The sequence below is a fragment of the Pedobacter riviphilus genome (genome assembly GCF_014692875.1).
GTDB lineage: Bacteria > Bacteroidota > Bacteroidia > Sphingobacteriales > Sphingobacteriaceae > Pedobacter > Pedobacter riviphilus.
Genome location: NZ_CP061171.1, coordinates 813,157 through 838,467, shown reverse-complemented (window position 1 = coordinate 838,467; position 25,311 = coordinate 813,157). Strand labels below are relative to the sequence as shown.

At 38.0% G+C, this 25,311-nt stretch carries 28 protein-coding genes; 17 read left to right on the top strand and 11 right to left on the bottom strand.

Features of this window, described 5'->3' with window-relative positions; genetic code table 11:
* Positions 1 to 163 precede the first annotated feature (163 nt).
* From H9N25_RS03460 to H9N25_RS03440, 5 genes are all read left to right on the top strand, one after another.
* Positions 164 to 1,807: a glycine--tRNA ligase gene (locus H9N25_RS03460; protein WP_190327953.1), complete on the top strand. Its 1,644-nt coding sequence runs from the start codon at positions 164 to 166 to the stop codon at positions 1,805 to 1,807.
* Between the two features lie 93 nt (positions 1,808 to 1,900).
* On the top strand, positions 1,901 to 2,581 hold the full coding sequence (locus tag H9N25_RS03455; RefSeq protein WP_190327952.1) for a 2'-5' RNA ligase family protein: 681 nt from the start codon (positions 1,901 to 1,903) through the stop codon (positions 2,579 to 2,581).
* Positions 2,582 to 2,612: 31 nt separating this feature from the next.
* Complete coding sequence (locus H9N25_RS03450) at positions 2,613 to 3,491, top strand: DUF6252 family protein (RefSeq protein WP_223833566.1); 879 nt, start codon at positions 2,613 to 2,615, stop codon at positions 3,489 to 3,491.
* Positions 3,492 to 3,631: 140 nt separating this feature from the next.
* Entirely contained in the window at positions 3,632 to 4,039 is a 408-nt protein-coding gene (locus H9N25_RS03445) for a helix-turn-helix domain-containing protein (RefSeq protein ID WP_190327950.1), read from the top strand.
* 86 nt (positions 4,040 to 4,125) lie between these two features.
* Positions 4,126 to 4,890, top strand: coding sequence for an SDR family oxidoreductase (locus H9N25_RS03440; protein ID WP_190327949.1), 765 nt, complete (start codon positions 4,126 to 4,128; stop codon positions 4,888 to 4,890).
* A 149-nt stretch (positions 4,891 to 5,039) separates the two neighbouring features.
* Here the strand turns inward: H9N25_RS03440 and H9N25_RS03435 are convergent, their stop codons facing one another.
* Positions 5,040 to 6,248, bottom strand: coding sequence for a C40 family peptidase (locus H9N25_RS03435; RefSeq protein ID WP_190327948.1), 1,209 nt, complete (start codon positions 6,246 to 6,248; stop codon positions 5,040 to 5,042).
* A 136-nt stretch (positions 6,249 to 6,384) separates the two neighbouring features.
* Between H9N25_RS03435 and H9N25_RS03430 the strand changes: the two genes are divergently transcribed.
* The 6 genes from H9N25_RS03430 to H9N25_RS03405 all read left to right on the top strand — a co-directional run bounded on the left by H9N25_RS03430 (position 6,385) and on the right by H9N25_RS03405 (position 12,246).
* Positions 6,385 to 7,074, top strand: a complete 690-nt coding sequence (locus tag H9N25_RS03430; RefSeq protein WP_190327947.1) for a CAP domain-containing protein — start codon at positions 6,385 to 6,387, stop codon at positions 7,072 to 7,074.
* A 189-nt stretch (positions 7,075 to 7,263) separates the two neighbouring features.
* Complete coding sequence (locus H9N25_RS03425) at positions 7,264 to 7,713, top strand: GtrA family protein (protein WP_190327946.1); 450 nt, start codon at positions 7,264 to 7,266, stop codon at positions 7,711 to 7,713.
* Between the two features lie 652 nt (positions 7,714 to 8,365).
* Positions 8,366 to 10,147 (top strand): aromatic amino acid hydroxylase, encoded by a 1,782-nt coding sequence (locus tag H9N25_RS03420; RefSeq protein ID WP_190327945.1) that lies wholly within the window; start codon positions 8,366 to 8,368, stop codon positions 10,145 to 10,147.
* A gap of 325 nt (positions 10,148 to 10,472) precedes the next feature.
* Positions 10,473 to 11,174 carry an SDR family oxidoreductase gene (locus H9N25_RS03415; protein WP_184469320.1) on the top strand — a complete coding sequence of 234 codons (702 nt, stop codon included), beginning with the start codon at positions 10,473 to 10,475 and terminating at the stop codon, positions 11,172 to 11,174.
* 48 nt (positions 11,175 to 11,222) lie between these two features.
* A complete protein-coding gene (locus tag H9N25_RS03410) occupies positions 11,223 to 11,585 on the top strand; it encodes a DUF4870 domain-containing protein (protein WP_167293325.1) in 363 nt (120 codons plus the stop codon).
* A 115-nt stretch (positions 11,586 to 11,700) separates the two neighbouring features.
* A complete protein-coding gene (locus H9N25_RS03405; protein WP_190327944.1) occupies positions 11,701 to 12,246 on the top strand; it encodes a C40 family peptidase in 546 nt (181 codons plus the stop codon).
* On the opposite strand, the gene H9N25_RS03400 is transcribed toward H9N25_RS03405, so the two are convergent.
* From H9N25_RS03400 to H9N25_RS03385, 4 genes are all read right to left on the bottom strand, one after another.
* Complete coding sequence (locus H9N25_RS03400) at positions 12,247 to 12,852, bottom strand: YdeI/OmpD-associated family protein (RefSeq protein WP_190327943.1); 606 nt, start codon at positions 12,850 to 12,852, stop codon at positions 12,247 to 12,249.
* 25 nt (positions 12,853 to 12,877) lie between these two features.
* Positions 12,878 to 13,765, bottom strand: a complete 888-nt coding sequence (locus H9N25_RS03395) for a flavin reductase family protein (protein ID WP_223833733.1) — start codon at positions 13,763 to 13,765, stop codon at positions 12,878 to 12,880.
* A 136-nt stretch (positions 13,766 to 13,901) separates the two neighbouring features.
* The gene (locus tag H9N25_RS03390) at positions 13,902 to 14,900 is read right to left on the bottom strand and encodes a fumarylacetoacetate hydrolase family protein (protein ID WP_167293321.1); all 999 of its coding nucleotides are present in this window, start codon (positions 14,898 to 14,900) and stop codon (positions 13,902 to 13,904) included.
* A gap of 67 nt (positions 14,901 to 14,967) precedes the next feature.
* A complete protein-coding gene (locus H9N25_RS03385) occupies positions 14,968 to 15,423 on the bottom strand; it encodes a hypothetical protein (RefSeq protein ID WP_190327941.1) in 456 nt (151 codons plus the stop codon).
* 280 nt (positions 15,424 to 15,703) lie between these two features.
* On the opposite strand from H9N25_RS03385, the gene H9N25_RS24315 reads away from it, so the two are divergent.
* The 5 genes from H9N25_RS24315 (at position 15,704) to H9N25_RS03370 (ending at position 18,714) form a co-directional block, all read left to right on the top strand.
* Positions 15,704 to 16,216, top strand: coding sequence for a hypothetical protein (locus H9N25_RS24315; protein WP_223833565.1), 513 nt, complete (start codon positions 15,704 to 15,706; stop codon positions 16,214 to 16,216).
* Complete coding sequence (locus H9N25_RS24310) at positions 16,177 to 16,377, top strand: hypothetical protein (protein ID WP_223833564.1); 201 nt, start codon at positions 16,177 to 16,179, stop codon at positions 16,375 to 16,377. Before H9N25_RS24315 ends, H9N25_RS24310 begins: the two co-directional genes overlap by 40 nt.
* A gap of 155 nt (positions 16,378 to 16,532) precedes the next feature.
* Positions 16,533 to 16,868, top strand: coding sequence for a homogentisate 1,2-dioxygenase domain-containing protein (locus tag H9N25_RS24305; protein WP_330221087.1), 336 nt, complete (start codon positions 16,533 to 16,535; stop codon positions 16,866 to 16,868).
* Between the two features lie 112 nt (positions 16,869 to 16,980).
* The gene (hppD, locus tag H9N25_RS03375) at positions 16,981 to 18,111 is read left to right on the top strand and encodes a 4-hydroxyphenylpyruvate dioxygenase (protein ID WP_167293318.1); all 1,131 of its coding nucleotides are present in this window, start codon (positions 16,981 to 16,983) and stop codon (positions 18,109 to 18,111) included.
* A gap of 132 nt (positions 18,112 to 18,243) precedes the next feature.
* Complete coding sequence (locus tag H9N25_RS03370; protein WP_190327940.1) at positions 18,244 to 18,714, top strand: hypothetical protein; 471 nt, start codon at positions 18,244 to 18,246, stop codon at positions 18,712 to 18,714.
* A 64-nt stretch (positions 18,715 to 18,778) separates the two neighbouring features.
* Here the strand turns inward: H9N25_RS03370 and H9N25_RS03365 are convergent, their stop codons facing one another.
* A complete protein-coding gene (locus H9N25_RS03365) occupies positions 18,779 to 20,515 on the bottom strand; it encodes a thiamine pyrophosphate-dependent enzyme (RefSeq protein WP_190327939.1) in 1,737 nt (578 codons plus the stop codon).
* 415 nt (positions 20,516 to 20,930) lie between these two features.
* Here H9N25_RS03365 and H9N25_RS03360 point away from each other — a divergent pair, with 415 nt between their 5' ends.
* The gene (locus H9N25_RS03360) at positions 20,931 to 21,383 is read left to right on the top strand and encodes a hypothetical protein (protein WP_190327938.1); all 453 of its coding nucleotides are present in this window, start codon (positions 20,931 to 20,933) and stop codon (positions 21,381 to 21,383) included.
* A gap of 67 nt (positions 21,384 to 21,450) precedes the next feature.
* Here the strand turns inward: H9N25_RS03360 and H9N25_RS03355 are convergent, their stop codons facing one another.
* The 5 genes from H9N25_RS03355 to trxA form a co-directional block, all read right to left on the bottom strand.
* Positions 21,451 to 21,969 carry a DsbA family protein gene (locus H9N25_RS03355; RefSeq protein WP_190327937.1) on the bottom strand — a complete coding sequence of 173 codons (519 nt, stop codon included), beginning with the start codon at positions 21,967 to 21,969 and terminating at the stop codon, positions 21,451 to 21,453.
* Positions 21,970 to 21,972: 3 nt separating this feature from the next.
* A complete protein-coding gene (locus H9N25_RS03350) occupies positions 21,973 to 22,434 on the bottom strand; it encodes a redoxin domain-containing protein (protein ID WP_190327936.1) in 462 nt (153 codons plus the stop codon).
* Between the two features lie 67 nt (positions 22,435 to 22,501).
* The gene (locus H9N25_RS03345) at positions 22,502 to 23,419 is read right to left on the bottom strand and encodes a DUF58 domain-containing protein (RefSeq protein WP_167293312.1); all 918 of its coding nucleotides are present in this window, start codon (positions 23,417 to 23,419) and stop codon (positions 22,502 to 22,504) included.
* A 220-nt stretch (positions 23,420 to 23,639) separates the two neighbouring features.
* Complete coding sequence (locus H9N25_RS03340; RefSeq protein WP_190327935.1) at positions 23,640 to 24,857, bottom strand: PQQ-dependent sugar dehydrogenase; 1,218 nt, start codon at positions 24,855 to 24,857, stop codon at positions 23,640 to 23,642.
* A 127-nt stretch (positions 24,858 to 24,984) separates the two neighbouring features.
* Positions 24,985 to 25,305 (bottom strand): thioredoxin, encoded by a 321-nt coding sequence (trxA, locus tag H9N25_RS03335; RefSeq protein WP_039482143.1) that lies wholly within the window; start codon positions 25,303 to 25,305, stop codon positions 24,985 to 24,987.
* Between the last annotated feature and the right edge of the window lie 6 nt (positions 25,306 to 25,311).

Sequence of the window (25,311 nt, the reverse complement as noted above, 5' to 3'; positions counted from 1 at the left end):
CGACTGACAAGATACCTTTCGTCTGTTTCCCACCTTCTATGACACCTTAGAACACCTAAGTTAAGTGCAGAAATTCTAAAATCTACAGTTCCTTTGCCATTGATCAAAAACCTTCAGCCTTATACCTTTAAACCCTCCACCTTTTTATTATCTTTGCTGCATTATGGCTCAAAAGAATAACGACGAACAATTTAAAAATGTAATATCACACGCTAAAGAATACGGTTTCGTATTTCAGAGCAGCGAAATATATGATGGCTTAAGTGCTGTTTACGATTATGGCCAATTGGGTGCCGAATTAAAAAACAACATTAAAACTTATTGGTGGAAAGCCATGGTGCAAATGCACGAAAACATCGTGGGGATCGATTCTGCAATTTTTATGCACCCTAAAGTTTGGAAAGCCAGCGGACACGTAGATGGTTTTAACGACCCAATGATCGACAACAAGGATTCTAAAAAACGTTACCGCGCCGACCAGTTATTAGAGAATAAAATTGATGAATTATATTCAGAATTAGCCAACTTCAGTGCTGATAACAAAGCTAAATTCGAAGCGTTTCAACAAGAAATATTGGGTTTAAGTGACGAGGGCCAGGCAAGCTGGGTGCCAACATTTAAAGATGAGGAAACGATTTTAGATCATGCCAAATATCCTTTTGTTGAAGAGGCAAGCTGGAGATTTGTTAAAAAGGGTTTAACGCTTGAGGTAGAAATGAACCTTGCGCTTAAATCTGAGAACTTAGCACAACTGAAAGATTTAATTGTTGATTACAAGGTAATCTGCCCGATATCTAAAACTTCTAACTGGACTGATGTTCGCCAGTTTAACCTGATGTTTAGCACACAATTTGGTGCAATGGCTGAAGGCAGTGATGAGGTTTACCTTCGCCCAGAAACAGCGCAGGGTATTTTCGTAAACTTTTTAAATGTTCAAAAATCGGGAAGGATGAAAATTCCTTTCGGCATTGCGCAGATTGGTAAGGCTTTCAGAAATGAAGTAATTGCCCGCCAGTTTATTATGCGTATGCGCGAGTTTGAGCAAATGGAAATGCAATTTTTTGTTCGCCCGGGTGAAGACACAAAATGGTTCGAATACTGGAAAGAAGCACGTTTAAAATGGCATAAAGCTTTAGGCACCAATCCTGATAAATACCGTTACCACGATCACGTAAAATTAGCACACTATGCCAATGCGGCTACTGATATTGAGTTCGAATTTCCGTTCGGGTTTAAAGAGGTTGAAGGAATCCACAGCCGTACCGATTTCGACTTAACACAACACCAGGAATATTCTGGCAAGAAAATGCAGTATTTCGATAACGATTTAAATGAAGAAGGTAAACCTTATGGTAACTATGTTCCTTATGTAATCGAAACTTCTATCGGTTTAGACCGTATGTTCCTGTTAACCATGATTAATGCTTTTGAAGAGCAGGATTTAAGTACCGATGATAAACAGGATAGCCGTACTTTATTACGTTTACACCCGGCTTTGGCACCTTACAAAGTAGCTATTTTCCCATTAACCAAAAAAGATGGTTTACCTGAGAAAGCCCGGGAGATTATGGATACATTGAAATTCGATTTCAATTGCATTTATGAGGAGAAAGATGCTATTGGTAAACGTTACCGCCGTCAGGATGCCGTTGGTACGCCTTTCTGTATCACGGTTGATCACCAGAGTTTGGAAGATAATACTGTTACGATCCGCCACCGCGATAGCATGGAGCAGGAACGTGTAGCCATTGCCGATTTAGGAAACATTATTGGCTCGGCAGTAAGCTGGAAAACTTTGTTGGCTTAAAACGAGAAACCTCATGCTGAGTTTATTTCGGCATCCAACTAGATCATATTTAGTCGCAGGTTTTAAGCCTGCGACTTTTTTGTGTAAGAAAAGATGAATTTAGCAGAACACTACCATAAACTTTATACCGAATCAATTGCTAAAATATCATCAGGTGATTACGAAACAGACCATCTAATTGATGATGAGGCCGATCAGCGTTTTGGAATCACACTGGTAATTAGACCAGATGCAGCAACAAAGGATAAAATTCAACAGTTTTTAACTGAAGCGAAAGCAATTGAACCTGATCAATATTACTATCAGAATGCTGATATCCACATTACTCTAATGTCTATCATTTCCTGTTATGAGGGCTTCGACTTAAAGGATATCCATGTTGGGGATTACATTCAGCTTATCAAACAGGTTTTAGCCAGACATAAGCATTTCAAGATTCAGTTTAAAGGACTTACGGCGTCGCCATCCTGCATTTTAATTCAAGGTTTTTTAACGGATACCTTAAACGAAATCAGAGATGATTTGCGAGCTGCATTTAAAAATTCGGACCTGCAACAGAGTATAGATAAACGTTATGCCATCCAAACCGCCCACGCTACAGTGATCCGTTTCAGATCGGAGTTAGCCAACATAGATGCTTTGCTCAGTCTTATCGAAAAATACCAAGATTTCGATTTTGGCACTTTTGAAGTAAAACAGGTAGAACTGGTTTATAACGACTGGTATCAACGGGAGAAATTTGTTAAAAAATTGTATCAGTTTTCTTTATCTTAGCATATTAATTAACCCAAACAAATTAATGCTCGTGAAAGTACCTTTCAAATTATCGCTATTGGCACTGGTATGCCTTTTAATTACCTCATCTTGTAAAAAGGAAATCGATTACCATCAGGAATGGACTTTATCTACAATGAGCGCAAAAGTTGATGGTGCTTTAGTACAATGTACGTTAGCCACTGCCCAGGTTTATGATGTAGGTGGAGAAATAAGTGTCCAAATCTCGGGTAACAAAGGAATTAATACTGGCTTTAGTTTACTGATCAGCGGTTTTAAAGGTGTTGGCACCTATAATTTATCGGATAACAATATGGCGATTTACCTTTTGAGTACATCCGGATTACAAGATGCTTACATAGGCAATACATCAGGAAAAATAAAGATAACCAGTTACTTAGCAGACAAATACATTAAGGGTACTTTTGAGTTTAAAGGCGAAAATCAATCTACTGCAACAAGCAAAACCATCAGCGATGGGCAGTTTATGATCAGTTTAGCCCCGGTTAAACTGCCAGAAACCAATAACAGCACTAATAATTTAAGTGCAAAGGTAGATGGCACCACAATTGGTTTTACCGGTGAAGCAACATCAATCAACACACCAATTATTGGCAATTTACTTACGATTGTAACTATAAATGGTGATAAACGCATGATTCTTTCAGTTATAGACTATAAAGGTGTGGGCACCTACGATCTTGTAACTGATGGAATTGGATCTTACATGAAAGACCAAACACCTACAGGCTCATTTACTGCTACAAGCGGTACATTGGCGATTACAAGCGAAGCTGGTGGTAGATTAAAAGGAACATTTTCATTTAAAGCACCCAATGAAGATACGAACATTAATACATCAGTAACGGTAACAGATGGTATTTTTGACTTACCCTTTAGCAAGAAATAAGAATAAACTTTTTAAAATATAAGCCGTTGGTCTAAAAATCAGCGGCTTTTGCATTAATAATCCTTTAGTCACAAATAACTTTCAGATTTTATATTCATTTATACGGATATTATATTTGTTTAAACAGCTATTGCTTTGATATGAAAATCCCACAGAAGTTTTTTGCCCGTCAACACGAAATCGCAGCCGATTTTTTGAAGGAACTGGATAAACATTTAGACGATGTGGTATCGGGTAGGGTAACAGAGATGTTTGAAGTAAGAGATTTTGCCGAGCTTATCCACGTTCACCCCACACACTTAAGCAATACCATTAAATCGGCTACGGGTCACTCACCTTGTTATTTCTTTGAAGAACGTTTAATGGAAATTTCGAAATCGATGTTACAGAATGTTAGCATGCCTATTGCAGAAATAGCCAGAATTTTAACATACGATCCATCTAACTTTACCAAGTTTTTTAAACACTTCTCTGGCCAAACACCCAAACAGTACAGAGAAGCTTATTTCCAGTCTTTGGCCACAAATAAGGAAATTGTCACCATATAAAACTTAAACAATCACCATTTTTACTTAAGCTGTCACCATTTTTATAGCTGGTTTCCATCTAACTTTGTTTAACAAATTAAAAGAAAATGGAAACACAAAATAAAATTGCCCTGGTAACCGGTGGTAGCCGTGGATTAGGAAAAAATGCTGCTTTAAAAATTGCGACAAAAGGAATTGGAGTAATTATTACTTATCAATCTAAAAAAGAAGAAGCCGAGGATACGGTTAATGAAATAAAACAGCTAGGGATACAAGCTGTGGCATTACAGTTAAACGTTGCCGACACTAAAACTTTCGATGCCTTTTTTGTAGAAGTTAAAGCCATATTGAAATCTGTTTTTAATGCCGAAAAATTCGATTTTCTCATCAACAATGCAGGCATTGGCATTCATGCTTCATTTGCCGAAACTACCGAAGAGCAATTTGATACTTTGGTAAACATCCACTATAAAGGCGCTTTCTTTTTAACCCAAAAGGCTTTAACACTATTAAATGATGGCGGTGGGATTATTAATCTTTCTACTGGTTTGGCGCGTTTTGCTACCCCTGGCTATGCTGCTTATGCATCGATGAAAGGTGCAATGGAAACCTTAACAAAATACCAGGCCAAAGAATTAGGTACAAGAGGAATCAGATCAAACATTGTTGCTCCTGGTGCAATAGAAACTGATTTTGGTGGTGGTGTAGTGCGCGATAACGATCAGCTTAATGCAGGAATCGCCTCGAATACAGCCTTAGGCCGTGTAGGTCTGCCTGATGATATTGGTGGTGTGGTTGCTTTTTTATGTACTGAAGATGCCAGATGGATTAATGCACAACGAATTGAAGCATCAGGCGGTATGTTTTTGTAAAATTTAGTTAACCATTAAGACGCAAGGGAAATAAATTAAAACCCTTGCGTCATACTGAACTTGTTCCAGTATCTGTTAGGTTATTAAGATCCTGAGAGAAACTTAGGATAACGCGAGAACTTATTGAACATCTGCTTTAAACCTAGCATTTAATAAGCAGAGGTTCCATACCAGGTATGTCGATCAACCCTTGTGATTTCCGACGTCCCAATCTGGTTTAGGAAGCGCTTGGCACTCACCAAAGTTTTGCTTTCACGTTCATCAAAGTTGGCAGCATTAGGCTTTAAGTTATTAATTCTAACCATTCCGGCCGACTGAATAAACTCGCCATCGCCCATGTAAATAGCGGTATGCGTTATCCTTCCTCCAGATGTTCCTTTCAATTTTGCTGCGGCGAAAAACAATAGATCGCCAGCTTTTAAATTTTTAAGGCATTTAGTAAGACTAATTGAATCTCCTTCTAAAACAAGGACATCTTCTCCAACCAAAGCTTGTTGCGAGGCATCTCTCGGAATGATAATTCCATTCAGGAAATAGCTTGTTTTGGTAAAACCACTACAATCTACCCCTTTGATAGATGTACCACCCCAAAGATAGGGAACCCCAATTAATGTTTTTGCTGTTGCCAAAATAGCTTCTGCATTTGGATTGGGCTTTTTCAACCAGTTAGAAAATACTTGAGCATCAGTTTTTTTAATATAGCCGGTCCGTTTATCGGGAAAAATAACTTGATAATAATCTTTTTCTTCGCCGGTTAATACTAAGATATTGCCATTTACTAAGTCAGAAACGCGGGAGGAGTTGATATCTGCTTTGCTAAAAGCATGACCAAAATCGGAAGTGAAGATAATCCGTTTTGATTTTTTCCATGCTTCAAAAGCCGTCTTATTCATCACACTTACGGCGGTAGCATCAGTCCACGACAAATAACCATCGGGTGTGCGTACCAGATAATAGCCGCCCTGTTTCTTTAATACTTGTACAGGTGTGCCCAAAATCATCTGCGTCATCATTTCTGCTGCATTTTGAGGGGCAGCTCTATTGTTACAGACCGAAAGATTGGCTAATCCATATTCCATCCCAGCTAAATTGCTCGACGGGAGAAGCGTATTTATTTTAACGAAACCCTTGAAATCTTTGGTTTGATTATTTAGTGCCTCGAGCACTTGCGCCGATGTACTTTCTGCAAGAACAGTATCTCCTTTAAACTGAATATTAAAGTAAACAGATCTTTTATCTGGAGCAAATTCTTTCTTTACTTGATTTGAAATCGTTTTATATGCTGCTGTATCAATCTGCGCCTTTAAAGAAACTGCAAAATTTAATAAACAGCCCAGTATTAATATTCTTTTCATCATTATTTTCTAAAACTAAAATTACGAATATTCACATTGCCTTATCAGGTAAAGGCTGTAACTAATTGCTTACGCGATATTATTTTTAACAGACGAGAAATAAAAAAAATTAAAAGACGTTATCCATGAAAATCACTCTATGTTTAAAATACTTCTACCCACTCTTTTACTTATAATTTTTTCTGGCCAGGTTAATGCTCAAAAATGGACTGATGCCGAATTCCGCAAAGCTAATACCGCAGCAAATGCTTCTTATTTAAGTAACGAAGAAAAAAACATTGTGATGTATATGAACCTAATCCGCCTTGATGGCGAAAAGTTTTATTATACATTTTTAGAAGACTACATCAATAACTACAATGCTAAAGTGCGGAAGTACAGAAATTACAATGAACTCAGGATTACCAGAAATAATTCATATTACACTTCTTTACTTAAACATTTACGAGGCATAAAAAACCTGCAGATGTTTTATCCTGATGATAAATTAACTTCGTTAAGCCGGAGCCATGCACAGGATTTGAACAGAAATAATCTCGACACGCATGAAAGCAGTAACGGAGATAAATTTTCCAAACGATTATCCAGATATTTCCCAAATAAAGCCATGAGCGAAAATATCGATTTTGGCTACTCTAACAGTTTAGATATTGTTTGCCATTTGTTGTTAGATTGTGGCGTACCTTCGCTCGGCCATCGTTTTAATTTACTCGATCAAAAATACAAGCTCAATACCGTTGGCGTAAGTATACAGCCACACCCCTCTTATACCTGGTGTGCAGTAATCGATTTTGTAGCACAACCTACATATTACACCAATAACGAATAAATGCGTGATTTCTCGATTTTTTGTTTCTACAAAATTCTATATAAAAAATTACCTTTGCGCCTTAAACTTATATGAGGTAAACCGATTGTTAATATTTCGGCCAAGAAACTTTTAATATTTTTTTCAATGCGCACAGCAATTTTAGCCGTAATAGATTTTTTTTATCCCCCTTTTAAAAGGTTTATTTCCTTGCATAATTTCAGATATATGGCCACTGGTGGCGGGACTTTGCTGTTGGGAATCTTAAGTTATTATTTTGCTTACTTTTTCATTTTTAAAACCGAAGAAGTAGATTTTGGGATAATTGTGCTTCAGAGAGAAACCGCATCGCTATTGATCGATTATGCCGTTGCTATTCCAACCAGTTTTTTGCTTAATAAGTATGTGATATTTACCCATAGCGAATTGAAAGGCAGGGTTCAGCTTTTTAGGTTTTTAAATCTTCAATTCATTAACATACTGGCCAATTATGTTTTATTGAAGTTTTTGTTGGAACTTTTAAGAGATTATCCAACTTTAGCAATGCTCTCAAGAATATTGGTATCGGTTTTAATGGCACTTTTCAGTTACCTCTATCAGCACTATTTTACATTTAGCGTTAAAAAAATCGGGAATAAAAAAGCAGGTAAGAAGCATTAATAATTACCAGTAATTGTTTGTGGCTCATGATGCGATACCCAACCAAGGTTTCATCAGCAGGCCAACCTACTTAAACGGGATGGAAGCGATATCCTTTTGCTGCCAGCCTGAGCGAAGTAAAAGGGTAGCAAAAGATTTAGCGGACAGCCCGGCCAGAGCCTCCCGATGAAATGCTACAGCATCTTTCCAAATTATAATCCTTTTTAATTTTATTTATTTTTTTTTGAAAGCAGTTTTACTGGCATTCGGTCTCTTCAGTCCCGCCTTTGCTTCAAGTCCTCACTCGTACCTCGCTCCGGGCTTTACGCGCCAGTCGGGTTTAAAGGGCCACAATATAGCTCCTATTTTCGTTTTTTGGCAAAACGCAGAAAAAATAGGTTTATCAGCACAAACCTTTGTGAATAAACGGGATGGAAGCGGTATCCTTTTGCTGCCAGCCTGAGCGGAGCAAAAGGGCAGCAAAAGATTTAGCGGACAGCCCGGCCAGAGCCTCCCGATGAAATGCTACAGCATCTTTCCAAATCCTCACCCCATCTCTTTCTCCTCTTTATACCTTTATTACTTTCACCTGTTAATTTATGCTACTGCTTTCTTGATAAGATAAAAACAACACCCTAACTTAGCTGCCGACCAACTTATTTTCAGATTAACCATGAGCCATTTTAATGATTTTAATAATGCGCAGGTAGCAAAATTGCCCAATCATTTAAAGCAATTTATTGTCGACCAGAATTACGAAAAATACACACCGATCGATCAAGCAGTGTGGCGTTACGTAATGCGCCAGAATTATAGTTATCTTAAAAATGTTGCTTATTACCCTTACATAAAAGGCTTACAGCGAGCGGGTTTAAGTATCGAGCACATTCCCGACCTGCAAACCATGAACGACAACCTCGGTAAGATTGGTTGGGGTGCAGTAACTGTTGATGGCTTTATTCCGCCAGCTGCATTTATGGAGTATCAGGCCTACCGTGTACTAGTAATTGCTGCTGATATCCGCCAGATTAATCACATTGAATATACACCAGCACCAGATATTATACACGAGAGTGCTGGCCACGCCCCTATCATCGCAGATACGGATTACAACAATTATTTAAGCTATTTTGGTTCGATTGGCGCAAAAGCCATGTTCTCGGCGAAAGATTTTGAACTTTACGAGGCCATTAGGAAACTATCGATTTTGAAAGAAGCTGTAGATGTAGACGAGATTCAGATTGCCAAGGCAGAAAAAGAGCTTCGTTACATCAGCGAAAACATGGGTGAGCCTTCTGAAATGGCTTTACTTGGTCGCTTACACTGGTGGACAGTGGAGTATGGATTAATTGGTACTTTAGAAAATCCAAAAATTTATGGCGCTGGTTTGCTTTCTTCTATCGGTGAAAGTGCAACCTGTATGCAAAATGATGTAGAGAAACTTTGGTACAACATCGATACGATTAATTACGCTTACGATATTACCAAACCACAGCCACAGCTTTTTGTAACCGAAACATTCCAAAATCTTATTGATGTTTTGGAAACCTTTGCCAATACCATGGCCTTTAGAAAAGGTGGAACAGAGGGTATTATGAAAGCAATTGCCTGTAAAAATGTAGCCACAGCAGTTTATAGTTCGGGCCTGCAGGTAAGCGGTGTATTTACCGACATTGGTGTGGGCACAAAAGATGAAGTAACCTTTATTAAAACCACTGGCCCTTCGGCATTGGCATTTAATGGAAAACAATTAAAAGGCCATGGGAAAGATTACCATGCTGATGGTTTTTCGTCGCCTGTTGGTCGGTTAAAAGATGCTGCAAAAGCACTGGAAGATTATAGCTTAGCTGAATTACAGACTGTAGGGATAATTACAGGCGAAAAAGCCATACTTATATTTGATAGTGGCATTAAAGTAGCTGGTTCAGTTAAAGATATTATTACAAAAAACGATAAACTCATTTTAATTGCCTTTAAAGATTGTACGGTTACAGAGCGTAATGGAAATACGCTGTTTAAACCCGAGTGGGGCATTTATGATATGGCCATAGGCGAAACCATTGTTTCAGTTTTTAATGGCGCTGCCGATAAAGACGCTTACGAAGAGATTACATTAATTAGCAACGAGAAAACACATCACATTACTTATGATGATAAAACTTTAAAACTGCACGGTTTATACCAAACGGTTAGAGCGATTAGGGAAAGTGGGGAAGGTTTGGATAAGCTTGCCGAAATTTTTGCACAACTAAAATCGAACCACAGGCAGGATTGGCTTTGTGCACTGGAAATTCTGGAGATTATTTATCACAAAAAGATCTATCATCAGTTGGAAAAAGAAATTCAGGTTTATCTTGAAATTAAAGCAAGCAAAGAGTTAGACCATACTAAATTGATTAATGATGGTTTGCATGTAATTAAAAACCCGGTGAGCCAGCTGATTGTAGAGGATTGATTTATCGCTTTAATAAGTCGGTCGTCACCCTGAATTTATTTCAGGGTCTTAATGCAAAATAGATGCTGAAATAAATTCAGCATGACGAACTTATCGTTCAAATACCTTAAATTTCTTATCAATTCCAATCATCCTCATTTATAACGAGGACAACTGACAACCACGTTTGCAACATAATGCGTAAATTAAGTGATGTAATCACTATTCTTCAATCCTTATCGCAAAATAGGTTTTAGTTGACTTACTCTTTTTTTCCTAACTTTGATTTCACCAGGCTCGCAAAGTTTAAACCTTTTAACTTTACAATAATTTTTAACTCCTTTTAATGAACATTATAATTACAGGTGCAAGTAGCGGAATCGGTTTCGAAACTGCTTTAGAATTTAGCTTACAGAAAGAGAACAAGATTGTAGCCATTGCCCGGTCGGCAGATAAACTGCGTAAACTCTTGGAAATTGCTAAAGGCATTAATCCAGACTGTACACTTTTACCGGTAGAATTTGACATTGTAAATGATGATTATGCCGCATTAGTTCCATTTTTAAAGGAACGGTTAGGATCTGTTGATATCTTAATTAACAATGCAGGCGCATTAATTAATAAACCTTTTTTAGAAACCACAGAAATTGATCTTGGTGAAATGTTACAGAGCAACGTGATCTCACATTTCAGAATGATACAGCATATTTTACCCTTAATGCAAAGCGGAAGCCACATTGTGAACATTGGTAGTATGGGTGGTTTTCAAGGAAGTGTTAAATTTCCAGGACTTTCGGCTTATTCGGCAAGTAAAGCAGCACTGCATACTTTAACTGAATGTTTAGCATTTGAACTGGCTGAAACAGGAATCAAGATCAATTGCCTTGCATTAGGATCGGCACAGACGGAAATGCTTGAAGCTGCTTTCCCAGGATACCAAAGCCCGGTTATGGCTTTCGAAATGGGGAAATATATTAGTGATTTTGCTAAAACCGGACATAAATTCTTTAATGGCAAAATTTTACCTGTTGCTGTTACCACACCATAATATGATAATTTTTAGTAATTTGCAGTAATTGAAAAACTAAAAAAATCTATGGAAACAAATTCTCCTTTTAAAACAGCCGACAGCGGCAAAAATGCTGCTGTTGTGAGCTACATCTTTCTTATTGGGTGGCTAATATCGTACTTTGCAATGTACAAAGACAATAAAACAGCGCTATCCAGCTATCACTTAAGGCAATCTTTATTGCTCCATTTAGGTATGATTGTGCTTAATGTAGCGGTAACAGTATTAATCATAATTGTGCCAACAGCAATTTTTGGATACTTAAGTTATGTAATATACATTGCCTATATTATTTTGATTATCCTAGGTGCAATAAGTGCAAATAATGGTGAGCAAAAGCCTCTTCCATTAATCGGCGACAAAGCGCAAACCATGTTCCCAAGTATTTAATCAAACCAAATATTTTAATCAGAAGTCCAGGCAAATTGTTTGGACTTTTTTATTTGTACTCATTTTCAACATTTTAATCGACTTTGGATATTTTTTATATCTTTGGTTCTAACATATGAAGAAAATAATAGTCCCGATTGCGTTTTTCATTTTGTCTGCCACAGCAGGAAAAGCCCAAACCATCATTCCGGCTCAGTACCAGGAGTTAGTTAAAAAGCTCGTTGCCAGTCTACCTAAAGAGGATAAGCCTTCAAACAATTCCTCAGCCAAGCAATCCGAAAGTTTAATCGATTTTGCCAAAAGTATGTTAGGTATCCCTTATCGTTATGCTACAAGTAACCCTAAAGTTGGTTTTGACTGTTCTGGCTTTGTAAGTTATGTTTTCAGTAATTTTGGTTTTAAAGTTCCACGCTCTTCGAGAGAATTTAGCTATGCGGGGAAAGAAACCAGTCTGGAAAATGCAAAAGTAGGCGATGTATTGATTTTTACAGGCAGTAATTCAAGAATAAGAAGGATCGGTCATGTTGGGATTGTTTATTCCATTGACGAAAACGGGATCAAATTTATTCATGCCTCTTCAGGGAAAGTGCACCAGGTAACTATTACCGATCTTGACGGTCATTATAAAGCCCGTTTCATGAAAATTGTAAGTATCCTTTAATTATTTTTTATATTTCCACATCCTCGTTTTGCCTTCTGCAAGCCACGCCAAAGTGGTTTCCAATCTTTTTATTCTGGTTGCTTCGGTTTTAGCTTCCTCAAGCCACAATACATATTCCTTTTTATTGGATAAACTAAAATTCTGAAAAACCGACAATGCTTCAGGATCTTCTTGTAAAGCTTCAATAAAATATTCAGGTATAATCAGTTCTTTCTTCTCTGTAGTTTTTGGTTTTGGTGGCAATTTTACATTGTTTTCGTTTAATTGAATAGCCTGTTGAATGTAGGCAATCAAAATTTCATCTGAAGGCAGGTCGTCAAAAGACTTTATTTTACCCAATAAGCCCATTGCTTCAGAACGTTCTTTAAAAACACCGTATTCATCGTTCATTAAAGATCCTTTCCAAAAGCCAAATGCACAATGATGCTTGAAAGAAGCCATATGGCAAACCGTACCTTTATAATCGAAGAAAGGCATCCCCCATTTAATTTTCTCTTCAATACGGGCATCAGCCTTATGTACCAGATTTCTCAAATGATCTAAAATGGGAATCGCAAATTCTGCCGAATTGATGATGTACTGATCTACCTGAACAATTGTATGCATAGCTTAAAAGATTATCTTAATAAATTTAAAGTAAAACAACTTTTAAAGCAAGCTCCACCGCTCCATTTTGAAGAAACTTTTTCGCCAGTTCGTGCAGCTCTCTTTCGCGGTTAGTTGTATCACCTATGGTAGCATCGAGCACTTCTTTTACTTCAGCGTGGGTACTGATCAAGTCGATTTCTTCGTCACTTGGTAAATGTTCAACGTTTCCTAACATTCCAAGGTCATTGCCAGATAATACTTTAGAAAAACGGACCGAATGTGGTAAACGATCTATTCCTATGCCCAATTTAGCCAGGGGTTTTGCTACTTTAAACAAATTATCGCCCGTAACCCTACAATACCAATCGCCTCCTAAACGGGCTACAAGATCGATTTTGTGCTGATCAATCCGACCATTCTCATCTAAAATAGCTTCATTAATATGAATCACTTTTATTTCAGCCAGCACAAGGTTTCCTGCACCATGATGATCGCCTAATGAAATCACCTCATTTACCACACATTCAAACTGTACTGGCGCCTCGGCAACTCTTGGTGGCCGAACCAGATCAGATTTCAACATGGTAAATCCCGCTTTTTCGAATTCGTTTATGCCTTTGGCATATTCGGTACTGGCCAGGCTCATTTGCTGCACCATATCGTAATTTACAATATTGATGACGCATTCTTTAACCTGCAGTACATTTTCCAAGCTATGTTTGGTGGTATTATCGCGCACCCTCCTCGACGGGGAAAAAATACAGATCGGCGGATTTGTACTAAACATATTAAAGAAACTGAAGGGGCTTAAATTAATGTTCCCTTCGGCATCGATAGTTGAGGCAAAACAGATCGGTCGCGGAGCGATAGCGTATTGCAAATAATTTTGCAGATCTACAGGTGTTAAATCGGAGGTGTTTAAAGTTAGCAAAGTTGATAGGTTAAAAATATTCGAAAGTTTTCTGTAACGATCGTCATGCTGAACTTGTTTCAGCATCTAATCACATAGATCCTGAACTGAATTCAGAATGACGACCGCCTTTCCTAATGATTTAAAAGATCAAAAATTAATGTTTCTTCAACGCCAGGATCGAAAAATCGGTATCTGCTTTAGTAATCGTATTAGTTAAAGCCCCAAGGCCTGTAATTTCCATTTCTACAACATCACCTGGTTGTAACCACTGTACTTTATAATTTGGATCGTTAAGCAAACCAGTACCATTTAACTCTAAGAAACAACCCGTACCCACTGTTCCCGAACCAATTACATCACCCGGAAGAATATCTACACCATAAGCACAACGTTCTATAATTTCGGCAAAAGTCCAGTCCATATCAGCAGCATTTCCTTTCGAAACTTCGATGCCATTTACTCTGCAGGTCATTTTAAGATCGTAAGCATTACCAACGTGACCTTCTTTAGGCGCAACTTTATATTGCAATAATTCATCAGGCGTTACCAGCCATGGGCCAATTACGGTAGAAAAATCTTTTCCTTTTGCAGGACCTAAATTCAGCAACATCTCTTCCATCTGCAAGGTACGGGCACTCATATCGTTCATTACCATGTAACCAGCAATGTATTCATCAGCCTCAGCAGCTTTAATATTTCTTCCTTTTTTACCGATAACAATGGCAAGCTCCAATTCGAAATCCAGTTTATCAAAATGATCTGGCATACATTCAATTTCTCCAGTACCCTGAATAGCGTTGTGGTTGGTAAAATAAAAGATTGGGTATTCATCAAATTGAGGGATCATATCAACCTTTCTGTTTCTACGTGCCGCAGCAACATGCTGCCTGAAAGCGTATCCATCACGACAACTGGTAGGATGTGGAACAGGCGCTAAAATCTCATAAAAAATTTCTTCTTTAGCAGCTAAACTACCATCTTTTATCTGATCGTCTATCCTTTTTGCCCTTTCCATTAACACTTCGCCTCCTTGCAAAAACGTACTCATATTATCTGGAAGCAATTTATCGCAACTATTTAAGTTATAAATATGTCCATTGATAAATATACCAAGATGCTCCCTGTCTTCGGTTTTATAAGATACTAGTTTCATATATGATTTGGTTAAATACGCGGTAAAGCTAAGAAATTAGGGCATTCAAAATAAAACTTAAGCGTTATTATTTTAATACGGTATATTTCTGAAGGTTTGATTTAATTAAAGGAAAATCTTTTGCCTGAAGTGCTTTATAGTGTTTTTTGTTGGAGAGTAATCCGCCGAGCAATAATCCACCAGATACCCCTACTGGTACGCCAGCAGCAATAAGTACTACCGATTCTACCAATTTATCGCTTTTAGCGGCCAATACAAAAAATGTTAAACCTCCGGCAATGGCCAGCGGTGCGGCTATCCCCTTTCGATGTATGTATAATGCGCTGATACTATCGGCACTTAATTTTAGGGTATCCTTTCGGTTTCTGATAATTGTTAAACCATCATCGGCTGCAGCGTAAAAAGAACCTCTTATTGCTTTTCCACTGCGGTCTATAACCCTAATCGTGTACTTGGCCTTTTGTTGCGCAAAAGCGCTATAGCCCAAGGCTAAAAAAACTAAACATGTAAAAATAAACTTCATTGGGATGATTGTATAGTAAGTAATTAAAGGTAATTAAAATTTCAACTTTTAAATAAAATACTTACCTTAGTACCATTAAAACTATGATCTTAAAAGCATTACATATTAATTTAGTAAACGACGCTATTGCGGCCCGTCGCTATAAGATGCTATCCAAGCTGATCATGGCTCAGTATTCACTGTAATTTCATTCATCTTTCTTTTTAGTTAAAACGCGTAGCCGTTTTAATTGTTAATTCATTAGGATTTTTTTCTTTTCTAACCATAACATCATTTAATTATGCCTATTTATCATAAATTGGGGCAGATTCCAGCTAAACGCCACACGGTTTTTCGTAAACCTGATGGAAATCTTTATGCCGAAGAGTTGGTATCAACCGAAGGTTTTTCGAGTTTATATTCATTGGTTTATCATTGCCATCCGCCAACCATAGTAAAACATTTAGGTGAGGCGTACAGTGTTGAGCCAAAAATTGCCCGGGAAAAACACTTGAAACATACGAGTTTAATTGGTTTTAATATTAAACCTGAAGATGATTTTCTAAAAAGCAGAAAAGCAGTTCTGGTGAATAGCGATCTGCATATCGTTTTGGCAGCGCCAAGAAAATCGATGACTGATTATTTCTACAAAAACAGCCAGGCCGATGAAATGATCTTCGTACACGAAGGTTCTGGAAGGCTGAAAACAGGATTCGGAGAAATTAAGTTTGCTTACGGCGATTACCTGATTATCCCAAGGGGACCATTTATCAGATGGAGTTTGATACCGAACAAAATAGGTTGTTCATTGTAGAAAGTTTTAGTCCGCTAAGACCACCAAAAAGATATTTAAATCAGTTTGGACAGCTAATGGAACATGCACCTTACTGTGAGCGTGATTTAAGACTACCCCAAAACCTGCAAACCTATGATGAATACGGCGATTTTAAAGTGCTGATTAAAAAGCAGGGCTAATTTATCCCTATACCTATGGCACACATCCTTTTGATTATATAGGCTGGGATGGTTATCATTATCCATATGCCTTCTCTATCCACGATTTTGAGCCAATAACAGGTCGCTTACACCAACCACCCCCAGTTCACCAAACTTTCGAAGGACACAATTTTGTGGTTTGCTCTTTTGTTCCCCGTAAATATGATTACCACCCCGATTCTATTCCGGCACCATATAACCATAGCAATGTAGATAGCGATGAAGTGCTTTATTATGTAGATGGTGATTTTATGAGCCGTAAAAGCGTAGTTAAGGGGCAGATTACTTTACACCCTGGAGGTATTCCGCATGGACCGCACCCCGGTACAGTTGAAAAATCAATCGGAAAAGAAAAAACAGATGAGCTGGCGGTAATGATTGATCCTTTTAAACCTTTAATGCTTACACAGGATGCTTTGGATATTGAGGACGAGAATTATCACAAAAGCTGGCAGATTAATGTAGAGTAAAGTTAGGATGATTAAGATTTCGAGATTATAGGATTTAAAATCTTTAAAATAACACACACAGTTAACCGATTTAAACAATTAAGCGGTTAGCCATTTAAAAATAATAACAACAATGGAAACACAAACATTCGCAGAAAAAATATCAAAAGCACCAGATTTTCTGCCTATTAACGGAACAGATTATATCGAATTTTATGTAGGCAACGCTAAACAAGCTGCCCACTACTATAAAACCGCATTTGGGTTTCAAAGCCTGGCTTATGCCGGCCCGGAAACTGGTGTACGCGATCGTTCATCGTATGTATTGCAACAGGGAAAAATCAGATTGATCTTAACTACAGCGTTAAAATCAGATCACCCGATATCGGAGCACGTAAAAAAACATGGAGATGGTGTAAAAGTATTAGCGCTTTGGGTAGACGATGCTTACAGCGCTTTTGAAGAAACCACAAAACGTGGTGCGAAACCCTACCTAGCGCCACAAACTTTGACTGATGAAAATGGAGAGGTTAAGATGAGTGGCATTTATACTTATGGCGAAACTGTACACATGTTTATCGAGCGTAAAAACTATAATGGAACCTTTATGCCAGGTTACCGGGTATGGGAAAGCGATTATCAACCTACCGATACCGGCCTTTTATACATCGATCATTGTGTGGGTAATGTAGGCTGGAACCGCATGAACGAGGCTGTACAATGGTACGAGGATGTAATGGGCTTTGTGAACATTTTATCATTTGACGATAAGCAGATCAACACAGAATATTCGGCTTTGATGAGTAAGGTAATGAGCAATGGAAATGGCTATTCGAAATTCCCGATTAACGAACCTGCCGAAGGCAAAAAGAAATCGCAGATTGAAGAATACCTGGAATATTATGAAGGTGAAGGCGTTCAGCATATTGCTGTTGCCACTAAAGATATTGTTAAAACAGTTAAAGAATTGAAAGCGCGCGGTGTGGAGTTTTTAAGTGCCCCACCAGAAGCTTATTACGATATGATGCCACAGCGTGTAGGTAAAATTGACGAGGAAATCTCACTACTGGAAAGCCTGGGTATTTTGGTCGATTGCGATGAGGAAGGATATTTATTGCAGATTTTCACTAAACCAGTTGAAGACCGCCCTACCCTTTTCTTCGAAATTATTCAGCGTAAAGGCGCACAAAGTTTTGGCGCAGGTAACTTTAAAGCCTTATTTGAATCGTTGGAACGCGAACAGGAATTGAGGGGAAATTTATAGTATCACCAACAACATAAATTAAGGGCAATCAGTAAATCTGGTTGCCTTTTTTATTTACTCATTTTTTGGTATGTGTTAAATCAAATAATTCTTTAAATTTAGATACACACAAATATTTAACCTTAAAGAATTATGAAAACACAACTAATGCTGGTCTTATTACTGGCTGGATCATTCGGCGGCTTCGCCCAACCAAAAGCCGAAATTGTAAAAACCATCAATCAATTGCTGGCGAAAGCAATTGGTGGAACCGATATTGCCTTACATAATGGCGAGGAAACTAAATTTAAAATTACAGCAAATTCATTCTCTATTGATGAAGAAATGAATTTCGGGATTTTCACCATCGGAAAAACCTTTTCCAGCTTAGATCATGCCAGGATAGAAACCTCCAATAAATCGCAGATACAGCATTGGAAAGGATTTAAAGTTAGCCCTGAACAGAATAGTACAACCCTTAAATCAATTTATCCTATTTTCGAAAAGCGTGAAGATGAACCTGACAATGATAAAAATGGAATTAAATATTATTGTTTAGCAGGTGATGAAGAGAAATTGATAGCAGCGTTAACACAGTTGCAGGGACTTTATAAGAAAAAATAGTTAGATAATTTTTAAAATAGCTCGTCATTCCCAACTTGATTGGGAATGACGAAGCTTTTCTAAACTACAGTACTTCTCCCAAATGTTTGTAATTCGATTTTATGGTATCCATAACCTCGCTCATTTTTCCACCCAGCATTAATTTTGCCATCGATTCTGTCATGCCTTTTATTTGCGCCCATTCTATTTTTGGTGGCATCGCCAAAGCATTCGGATTCGTCATCACATTTAGCAAAACAGGCCCATCTTCATTTAGTGCATAACTGATTGCTGTTTCCACTTCTTCAGGCTTGGCTACGGTTATTCCCTTAAAGCCCATGGCCCGCGCAACCAATGCAAAATCAGGGTTAATCATATCTGTTTCATTATCGGGCAAGCCATCAACTTCCATTTCCAACTTAACCATTCCCAAAGCCCTGTTGTTAAAAACGATTAGCTTTACTGGCAGATTATATTGTTTAATGGTGGCCAGATCGCCTAAGAGCATTGATAAACCTCCATCGCCACAAAGGGCAATTACCTGTTTTTCGGGATGTGCCAAGGCAGCCCCTATGGCCATTGGCATAGCGTTTGCCATCGAGCCATGATTAAAAGAACCGAGCATTTTACGTTTGCCCGTTCCATCAATAAAACGTGCTCCCCAAACGCAGCACATGCCAGTATCTACCGTAAAAATGGCATCGTTTGCAGCTAAGCGGTTAAGGGTTTCGGCAACAAATTCAGGCTGGATTTTATTTTCTTCGCCCTGATCGTTTACGTAAACCTGTTGTCTTTCTTTAACCTTTTGATAGAATTCGAGTTGGCTTTTCAGAAAATTTTCGTCTTTCTTCTCTTCTAAAAGCGGTAATAATGCCTTAATCGAGTCAGTTATATTTCCGCATAAACCCATTGTTAGTTTTGCTCTTCTACCTAACCGTTCAGGTTTTTCGTCAATCTGTACAATCTTGTTCTTTTCGGGCATGAAGTTTACATATGGAAAATCCGTTCCCAACAATAGTACTACATCAGCTTCGTGCATGGCATGGTAACCCGATGGCTGACCTAAAAGACCTGTCATGCCAACTTCGTAAGGATTATCATATTGGATACCCATTTTACCACGGAACGAAAACCCAACAGGTGCTTTTAATTTAGCCGCAAGTGCAACTACTTCATCATGCGCTTCGGCTGCCCCTATTCCACAATAAAGCATTATTTTCTTTTCGCTATTCAGCAAAGCAGATAAATCATTTAGTTCCAGGTCGGAAGGGCGGATGACCGGCTTATTATTAAACAATTGCATGGAAGTTACACTTTCAACGGCTTCCAGCTCAGCCACATCACCCGGCAGGCCAAAAACTGCAACTCCTTTTTTATGAATGGCATGTTGAAGGGCGGTTTGAAACATTCTTGGGACTTGTGCCGCGGTGGTGGCTACTTGATTGTAATAACTGCAATCATCGAATAACTTAATGGTATTGGTTTCCTGAAAAAAATCCATACCAAATTCGTTGGTTGGAATGGTTGATGCAATAGCAATTACGGGAACATGCGAGCGATGCGCATCATAAAGTCCATTAATCAAATGCACATGGCCCGGGCCACAACTCCCGGCACAACAGGCTATTCCATCAAGCTCAGCTTCTGCTGCTGCTGCAAAGGCTCCAGCTTCTTCATTGCGAACGTGGATCCACTTGATTTTGCCATTTCGTCTTACCGCATCGTTAAAATAATTTAAACTGTCTCCAGTAACGGCGTAAACTCTTTTTACACCAACTTCAACCAGCATTTCAACCAGTTGTTCTGCCACATTTTTACTCATGAAAGTATTTTTTAATCAGGGATTGTTCATTGTTACCTTATAAATAGATGAAGCACTTATATTGTTTTGAATAACAGGCAAAAAATAAGCCAATCTGACTTACTGAAGACTTTCGTCAGAGCGGTTGTAACAGAAGTATCGCAATATGGAATGGATGAAGTTTCTTCACTAAAACTTCATAATTGAAGTGCACCTTTGATATAACAAAACACGAAGCGATTTCAATTTTGTTAAATTCTAAAAACTCATAATTAGTTTTTTAGTTTTCCGGTTACCCTTATCTGATACCTCATGTATTGCAAAATACATGAGGTTTTTTATTTAAAATTCTGTACCATGAGGGTATAAATGATGCAATAGGTTTATTTAAAAAAAAACAATAACTTACGGTTATTGAACCACAACAGCTCAAACTATGCTTACTAAAGAATTAGGAATATTAATGATTATCTGTTGTGGAGTTTTAAAAATGCCTTTTCAGGAAATAAGGAAACAGGTGAGGCAGGGTAAAATCACGGCTTTTCAAAAACCTGAATCATCAAAATCAATGTTAAATGATACCACCAACAGGCTAAACACTGTTTACGTGAAAGAAGTCAAATATATACACAATAGCGATTTAGGTACATTTGCCAAAATCACGATTAAAAACACAACCAAACAAGTAATAACTGACATTTCTTTTTGTTTGGATGGTTATGTGGCTAAAGGCTGCAATAAAGCATATAATATAAATCAGAAGATTAACCTTAAGCCTAATCAATCATTCGTCATTTCCCAGCGTTTAGTTAAGGATGATTGTGAGGTTCATGTAATCAAAAGCCTTCGCTTCAAATACAGCATAAAAGTTAACTTTTCGCTCGACTAAAGAGGCTTACCCTATAAATTACTAAGCTTATATATAAAAGGTTGATCGCCGCCTTGCATATTTTAACTTATTCGGCACTTTCTTTAAGCATCTGGTACAAATCGGTTGCACCTCCGTCAAACTTGGTTCCGTTTACATAAAATGAAGGCGTTCCATTTACACCACTCCGTACACCGCTATCAAAATCATTTTCTATTTTGCTTTTGATTTCTTCCGAAGTGCAATCTTGCTGAAACTGCTCCAGGTCTAAACCAATCGTTTCAGCCAATTCGTCGAACAGCTCACCATTTAAACGGTATTGATTTTCGAAGAGTGCATCGTGCATTTCCCAAAACTTATCTTGTAAACCTGCGGCTTCTGCAGCAATAGCCGCCGGAAAAGCAAACTCATGAGCATTTGCCAAAGGAAAATGGCGGAAGATAAATCTGATCTGATGGCCAAATGTTTCTTCAATTTCCTTCATAATCGGATAGGCATTGCCACAATACGGGCATTGATAATCGCCAAACTCCACAATGGTTACACTCGCCGAATCATCACCTTGAATATGATCTCGACTATTTATTTCTGGTTTTAAAGTGCTCATAACTTATTTCTTATCTAATTCCTCTAATGCCTCTAAAATTCCGTCGGCACCAGGATTAACGGCTATTGGCGACAAATAACTCCAGGCAATTTTCCCTTCTTTATCAATAACAAAAAGTGCTCTTTTACTTTCGCCAAGTTCTTCATCGTACACACCATAAGCTTTTGATACTGCGCCTTTTGGTTCAAAATCTGCCAATAAGGGAAAATGCAGTTTTCTATTTTCTTCGAAAGCGAGGTGACACCAAACACTATCAACGGAAACACCGAAAATCTGTGCATCATACTTGTTAAAATATTTTAGCATTTCGTTATAAAGTGCCATTTGGTCGCTGCATACCGGGCTCCAATCGGCAGGATAAAAAGCCAGGATTACATTTTTACCTTTAAAATCTTTAAGTTTTATTTTCTGATCGGGAGTAGCATTCAATTCGAAATCTGGTGCTATAGCGCCTTTTTCTAACATATTGTGGAGTTTAAATTTAAACCTTTTTATTAAACAGCATTAGCGTGCTGTTGTTTGTAACAAAATTTCAACCTAATTTTTGCCGTTTGATTAGGTAAGACTGAAGGATTGGGTAAAAGCCCTCCATCATATCGGCATCAATTAAGTCGATTTTATATTGGGCACATTTTAGCGCAATTTGCTGACGATAAGAGGAAATTGCCGCTGTATAATTTTCCTTTACCTGATTAGTGTGCACTTTAATCGTTTCTCCTGTTTCCATATCGATAAACTGGTATGGACGGTTCTCAAAATTAAACTCCACTTCTTTTGATTTATCTACTACGTTAAAAACCACCACTTCATGTTTGTTGAATTTTAAATGCTGCAGGGCATCAAAAAATTCGTCTGTTTTATTGGCACTAGTTTGCGTATTAAATAAATCACTGAAAATAATAACCAAAGAGCGTTTATGAATTAATTCAGCAACCTGATGTAAAGCTTCGCTCAAATTAGTCTGCGCGTTTACCTTAGGCTTGTGCAACAGGTCTTCTAATTGTGTAAACAAATATTTTTGGTGTACAGTAGTCGACTTTGCTGGCGAATTTAACAGTATTTCATCTGTAAATAAGCTTAAACCGAAGGCATCGCGCTGTTTCTTCAACAGGTACATTAATGAGGCAGTAGCCTGTATGGAGAAAATCAGTTTGTTGTTTTTAGGTTCTGGAAAATACATTGATGAGGAAACATCAATCACAAACTGACAACGCAAATTTGTTTCTTCTTCAAAACGTTTACTATAAAGTTTATCCGTTTTGGCGTATAATTTCCAGTCGATATTTTTAACATTATCACCATTATTATACTGTCGGTGCTCAGCAAATTCGACCGAAAAGCCATGAAAAGGGCTTTTATGCAGCCCCGTAATAAAACCTTCTACCACTTGTTGGGCGAGCAATTCTAAATTACCATAGCTTGTTTCGTTCTCGTAGTTTACAGCCTGCATATGGTAAAGCTAATAAAAGATTTATTAAAAAAAATTAAAAAAGTACCCAAGACTTTCGAAGTTTCAAAGGTCCAAGCACCGGCTAACTACAAACGGAAAGCGGGACTGAAAACCCCGATGAAAAGCAGAACCCCACATTTCCAAAATACTAATAATCTGACTAAACAAAAAATCCCGAACTCCAATAAAGAATTCGGGATTAATATTTTAAAAAACCTAATTATTTCTTCGCTATCCTATATAAATGTCCATTGTCGGTTACCGAATAAAGTGCACCATCTTTACCTTCCACCATATCGCGGAAACGTTCGCCTTTACCTTCCAGCAAACGCTCTTCGCCAACAATTTTGTCATCTTTTATCACCAATCGGATAATATGCGAACCACTTAAACCACCTACAAATAAATTACCTTTCCACTCGGCTATGCTGTTATTGTTATAAAAAGCAATACAACCGGGCGAGATGCTCGGGTTCCAGTAATAAACCGGTTGTTCCATGCCTTCTTTCTGTGTAATACCATCGCCAACTTTTTTTCCACTATATTCTGTTCCATAGGTAATAATCGGCCAGCCATAATTTTTGCCTGGTTTAATGATGTTTACCTCATCGCCACCTTTCGGTCCAAATTCTGCTTCCCATAAATCTCCGGTTGAGGGATTAATGGCTAAACCATCCGGATTACGGAGTCCATAAGCATAAATTTCAGGTCGGGCGTCAGCTTTACCTGCAAATGGACCATTTGCCACTGCCTTTCCCTCAGGGGTAAGGTGCAAAATTTTTCCTAACGAAGAATTTAAATATTGTGCCTGTATCCTGATATCGTTACCTGAACGCTCGCCTGTACTTACAAACAAATTTCCATTTTTATCGAAAACAATTCTCGATCCGTACTGCAGTTTACCGGTATAAGCTGGTGTAGCACGGTAAATAATGGTCTGGTTTTCGATTGAGGTTTCGTTTGCCGCCAATTTACCTTTGGCAATAGCCAATAAAACACCTTTATCCTGTGGTTCAGAATAAGCCCAATAAATCATCCTATTTTTTGCAAAGTTCGGGTCTAAGGTTACATCTAATAAACCGCCCTGGCCAGATGGATCTACCTTTGGCAAACCGGTTATTTTTTTGCTTAATTTACCATCTTGCGTAAGGATTACCATGGTACCCTGCTTTTGAGTAATTAAGAAGCCGCCACTCGGAAGAACTGAAATGGCCCACGGATTTTCTAACTTTTCATTAATAATCTTGATATCCAGAGGGGTTTTGGTCTTTACACCTGCAATTCGGGTCTGCCCGGCAAATGCTGGCTTATAATCCGCTGATGGTTCATTGGTTTCAACAGGGTTCTGCGCCGATACACATGCAATATTTGCACAGTTTAGTGTTATACCTGCCAATAAAATACCTAAAGTTTTATTGTTAAATAAGTTAATAGACATGATTGTGAGTTTTTTATTAAAGAAACAAAATTATGTTTGCAATAAAAAACCCAAATCCATCAAATGAACTTGGGTTTTAAATATGTTACAAGCCCTTGGGCTTTGTTATTTTTGTTTTAAGCTTAAACTAAGCCAATTGCTTGTTTAATTTTTCAGCCAATACTGATTTTGGAACAGCACCAACTTGTTTGTCAACAACCTCACCGCCTTTAAAGTATAATAAAGCAGGGATGTTACGGATACCAAACTGCATTGAAATTTGAGGGTTGTTATCAACGTTTACTTTTCCAACTACCGCTTTGCCATCATATTCTTTTGCGATTTCTTCTACTACTGGACCAACCATGCGACAAGGGCCACACCATTCTGCCCAAAAATCTACTAATACGGGTTTATCTGATTTTAATACAAGCTCCTCGAAGTTTGCATCTGTGATTTCTAATGCCATAATTAT

What these genes read in the sequence shown, in the direction of transcription:
- H9N25_RS03420 (WP_190327945.1), top strand. Translation starts at nt 8,366, where the DNA reads ATGAGCCATTTTAATGATTTTAATAATGCGCAGGTAGCAAAATTGCCC.
- H9N25_RS03410 (WP_167293325.1), top strand. Translation starts at nt 11,223, where the DNA reads ATGGAAACAAATTCTCCTTTTAAAACAGCCGACAGCGGCAAAAATGCT.
- H9N25_RS03415 (WP_184469320.1), top strand. Translation starts at nt 10,473, where the DNA reads ATGAACATTATAATTACAGGTGCAAGTAGCGGAATCGGTTTCGAAACT.
- H9N25_RS03430 (WP_190327947.1), top strand. Translation starts at nt 6,385, where the DNA reads ATGTTTAAAATACTTCTACCCACTCTTTTACTTATAATTTTTTCTGGC.
- hppD (WP_167293318.1), top strand. Translation starts at nt 16,981, where the DNA reads ATGGAAACACAAACATTCGCAGAAAAAATATCAAAAGCACCAGATTTT.
- H9N25_RS03405 (WP_190327944.1), top strand. Translation starts at nt 11,701, where the DNA reads ATGAAGAAAATAATAGTCCCGATTGCGTTTTTCATTTTGTCTGCCACA.
- H9N25_RS03370 (WP_190327940.1), top strand. Translation starts at nt 18,244, where the DNA reads ATGAAAACACAACTAATGCTGGTCTTATTACTGGCTGGATCATTCGGC.
- H9N25_RS03385 (WP_190327941.1), bottom strand. Translation starts at nt 15,423, where the DNA reads ATGAAGTTTATTTTTACATGTTTAGTTTTTTTAGCCTTGGGCTATAGC.
- H9N25_RS03350 (WP_190327936.1), bottom strand. Translation starts at nt 22,434, where the DNA reads ATGTTAGAAAAAGGCGCTATAGCACCAGATTTCGAATTGAATGCTACT.
- H9N25_RS03455 (WP_190327952.1), top strand. Translation starts at nt 1,901, where the DNA reads ATGAATTTAGCAGAACACTACCATAAACTTTATACCGAATCAATTGCT.
- trxA (WP_039482143.1), bottom strand. Translation starts at nt 25,305, where the DNA reads ATGGCATTAGAAATCACAGATGCAAACTTCGAGGAGCTTGTATTAAAA.
- H9N25_RS03460 (WP_190327953.1), top strand. Translation starts at nt 164, where the DNA reads ATGGCTCAAAAGAATAACGACGAACAATTTAAAAATGTAATATCACAC.
- H9N25_RS24310 (WP_223833564.1), top strand. Translation starts at nt 16,177, where the DNA reads ATGGAGTTTGATACCGAACAAAATAGGTTGTTCATTGTAGAAAGTTTT.
- H9N25_RS24315 (WP_223833565.1), top strand. Translation starts at nt 15,704, where the DNA reads ATGCCTATTTATCATAAATTGGGGCAGATTCCAGCTAAACGCCACACG.
- H9N25_RS03390 (WP_167293321.1), bottom strand. Translation starts at nt 14,900, where the DNA reads ATGAAACTAGTATCTTATAAAACCGAAGACAGGGAGCATCTTGGTATA.
- H9N25_RS03365 (WP_190327939.1), bottom strand. Translation starts at nt 20,515, where the DNA reads ATGAGTAAAAATGTGGCAGAACAACTGGTTGAAATGCTGGTTGAAGTT.
- H9N25_RS03445 (WP_190327950.1), top strand. Translation starts at nt 3,632, where the DNA reads ATGAAAATCCCACAGAAGTTTTTTGCCCGTCAACACGAAATCGCAGCC.
- H9N25_RS03440 (WP_190327949.1), top strand. Translation starts at nt 4,126, where the DNA reads ATGGAAACACAAAATAAAATTGCCCTGGTAACCGGTGGTAGCCGTGGA.
- H9N25_RS03400 (WP_190327943.1), bottom strand. Translation starts at nt 12,852, where the DNA reads ATGCATACAATTGTTCAGGTAGATCAGTACATCATCAATTCGGCAGAA.
- H9N25_RS03435 (WP_190327948.1), bottom strand. Translation starts at nt 6,248, where the DNA reads ATGATGAAAAGAATATTAATACTGGGCTGTTTATTAAATTTTGCAGTT.
- H9N25_RS03345 (WP_167293312.1), bottom strand. Translation starts at nt 23,419, where the DNA reads ATGCAGGCTGTAAACTACGAGAACGAAACAAGCTATGGTAATTTAGAA.
- H9N25_RS03360 (WP_190327938.1), top strand. Translation starts at nt 20,931, where the DNA reads ATGCTTACTAAAGAATTAGGAATATTAATGATTATCTGTTGTGGAGTT.
- H9N25_RS03355 (WP_190327937.1), bottom strand. Translation starts at nt 21,969, where the DNA reads ATGAGCACTTTAAAACCAGAAATAAATAGTCGAGATCATATTCAAGGT.
- H9N25_RS03340 (WP_190327935.1), bottom strand. Translation starts at nt 24,857, where the DNA reads ATGTCTATTAACTTATTTAACAATAAAACTTTAGGTATTTTATTGGCA.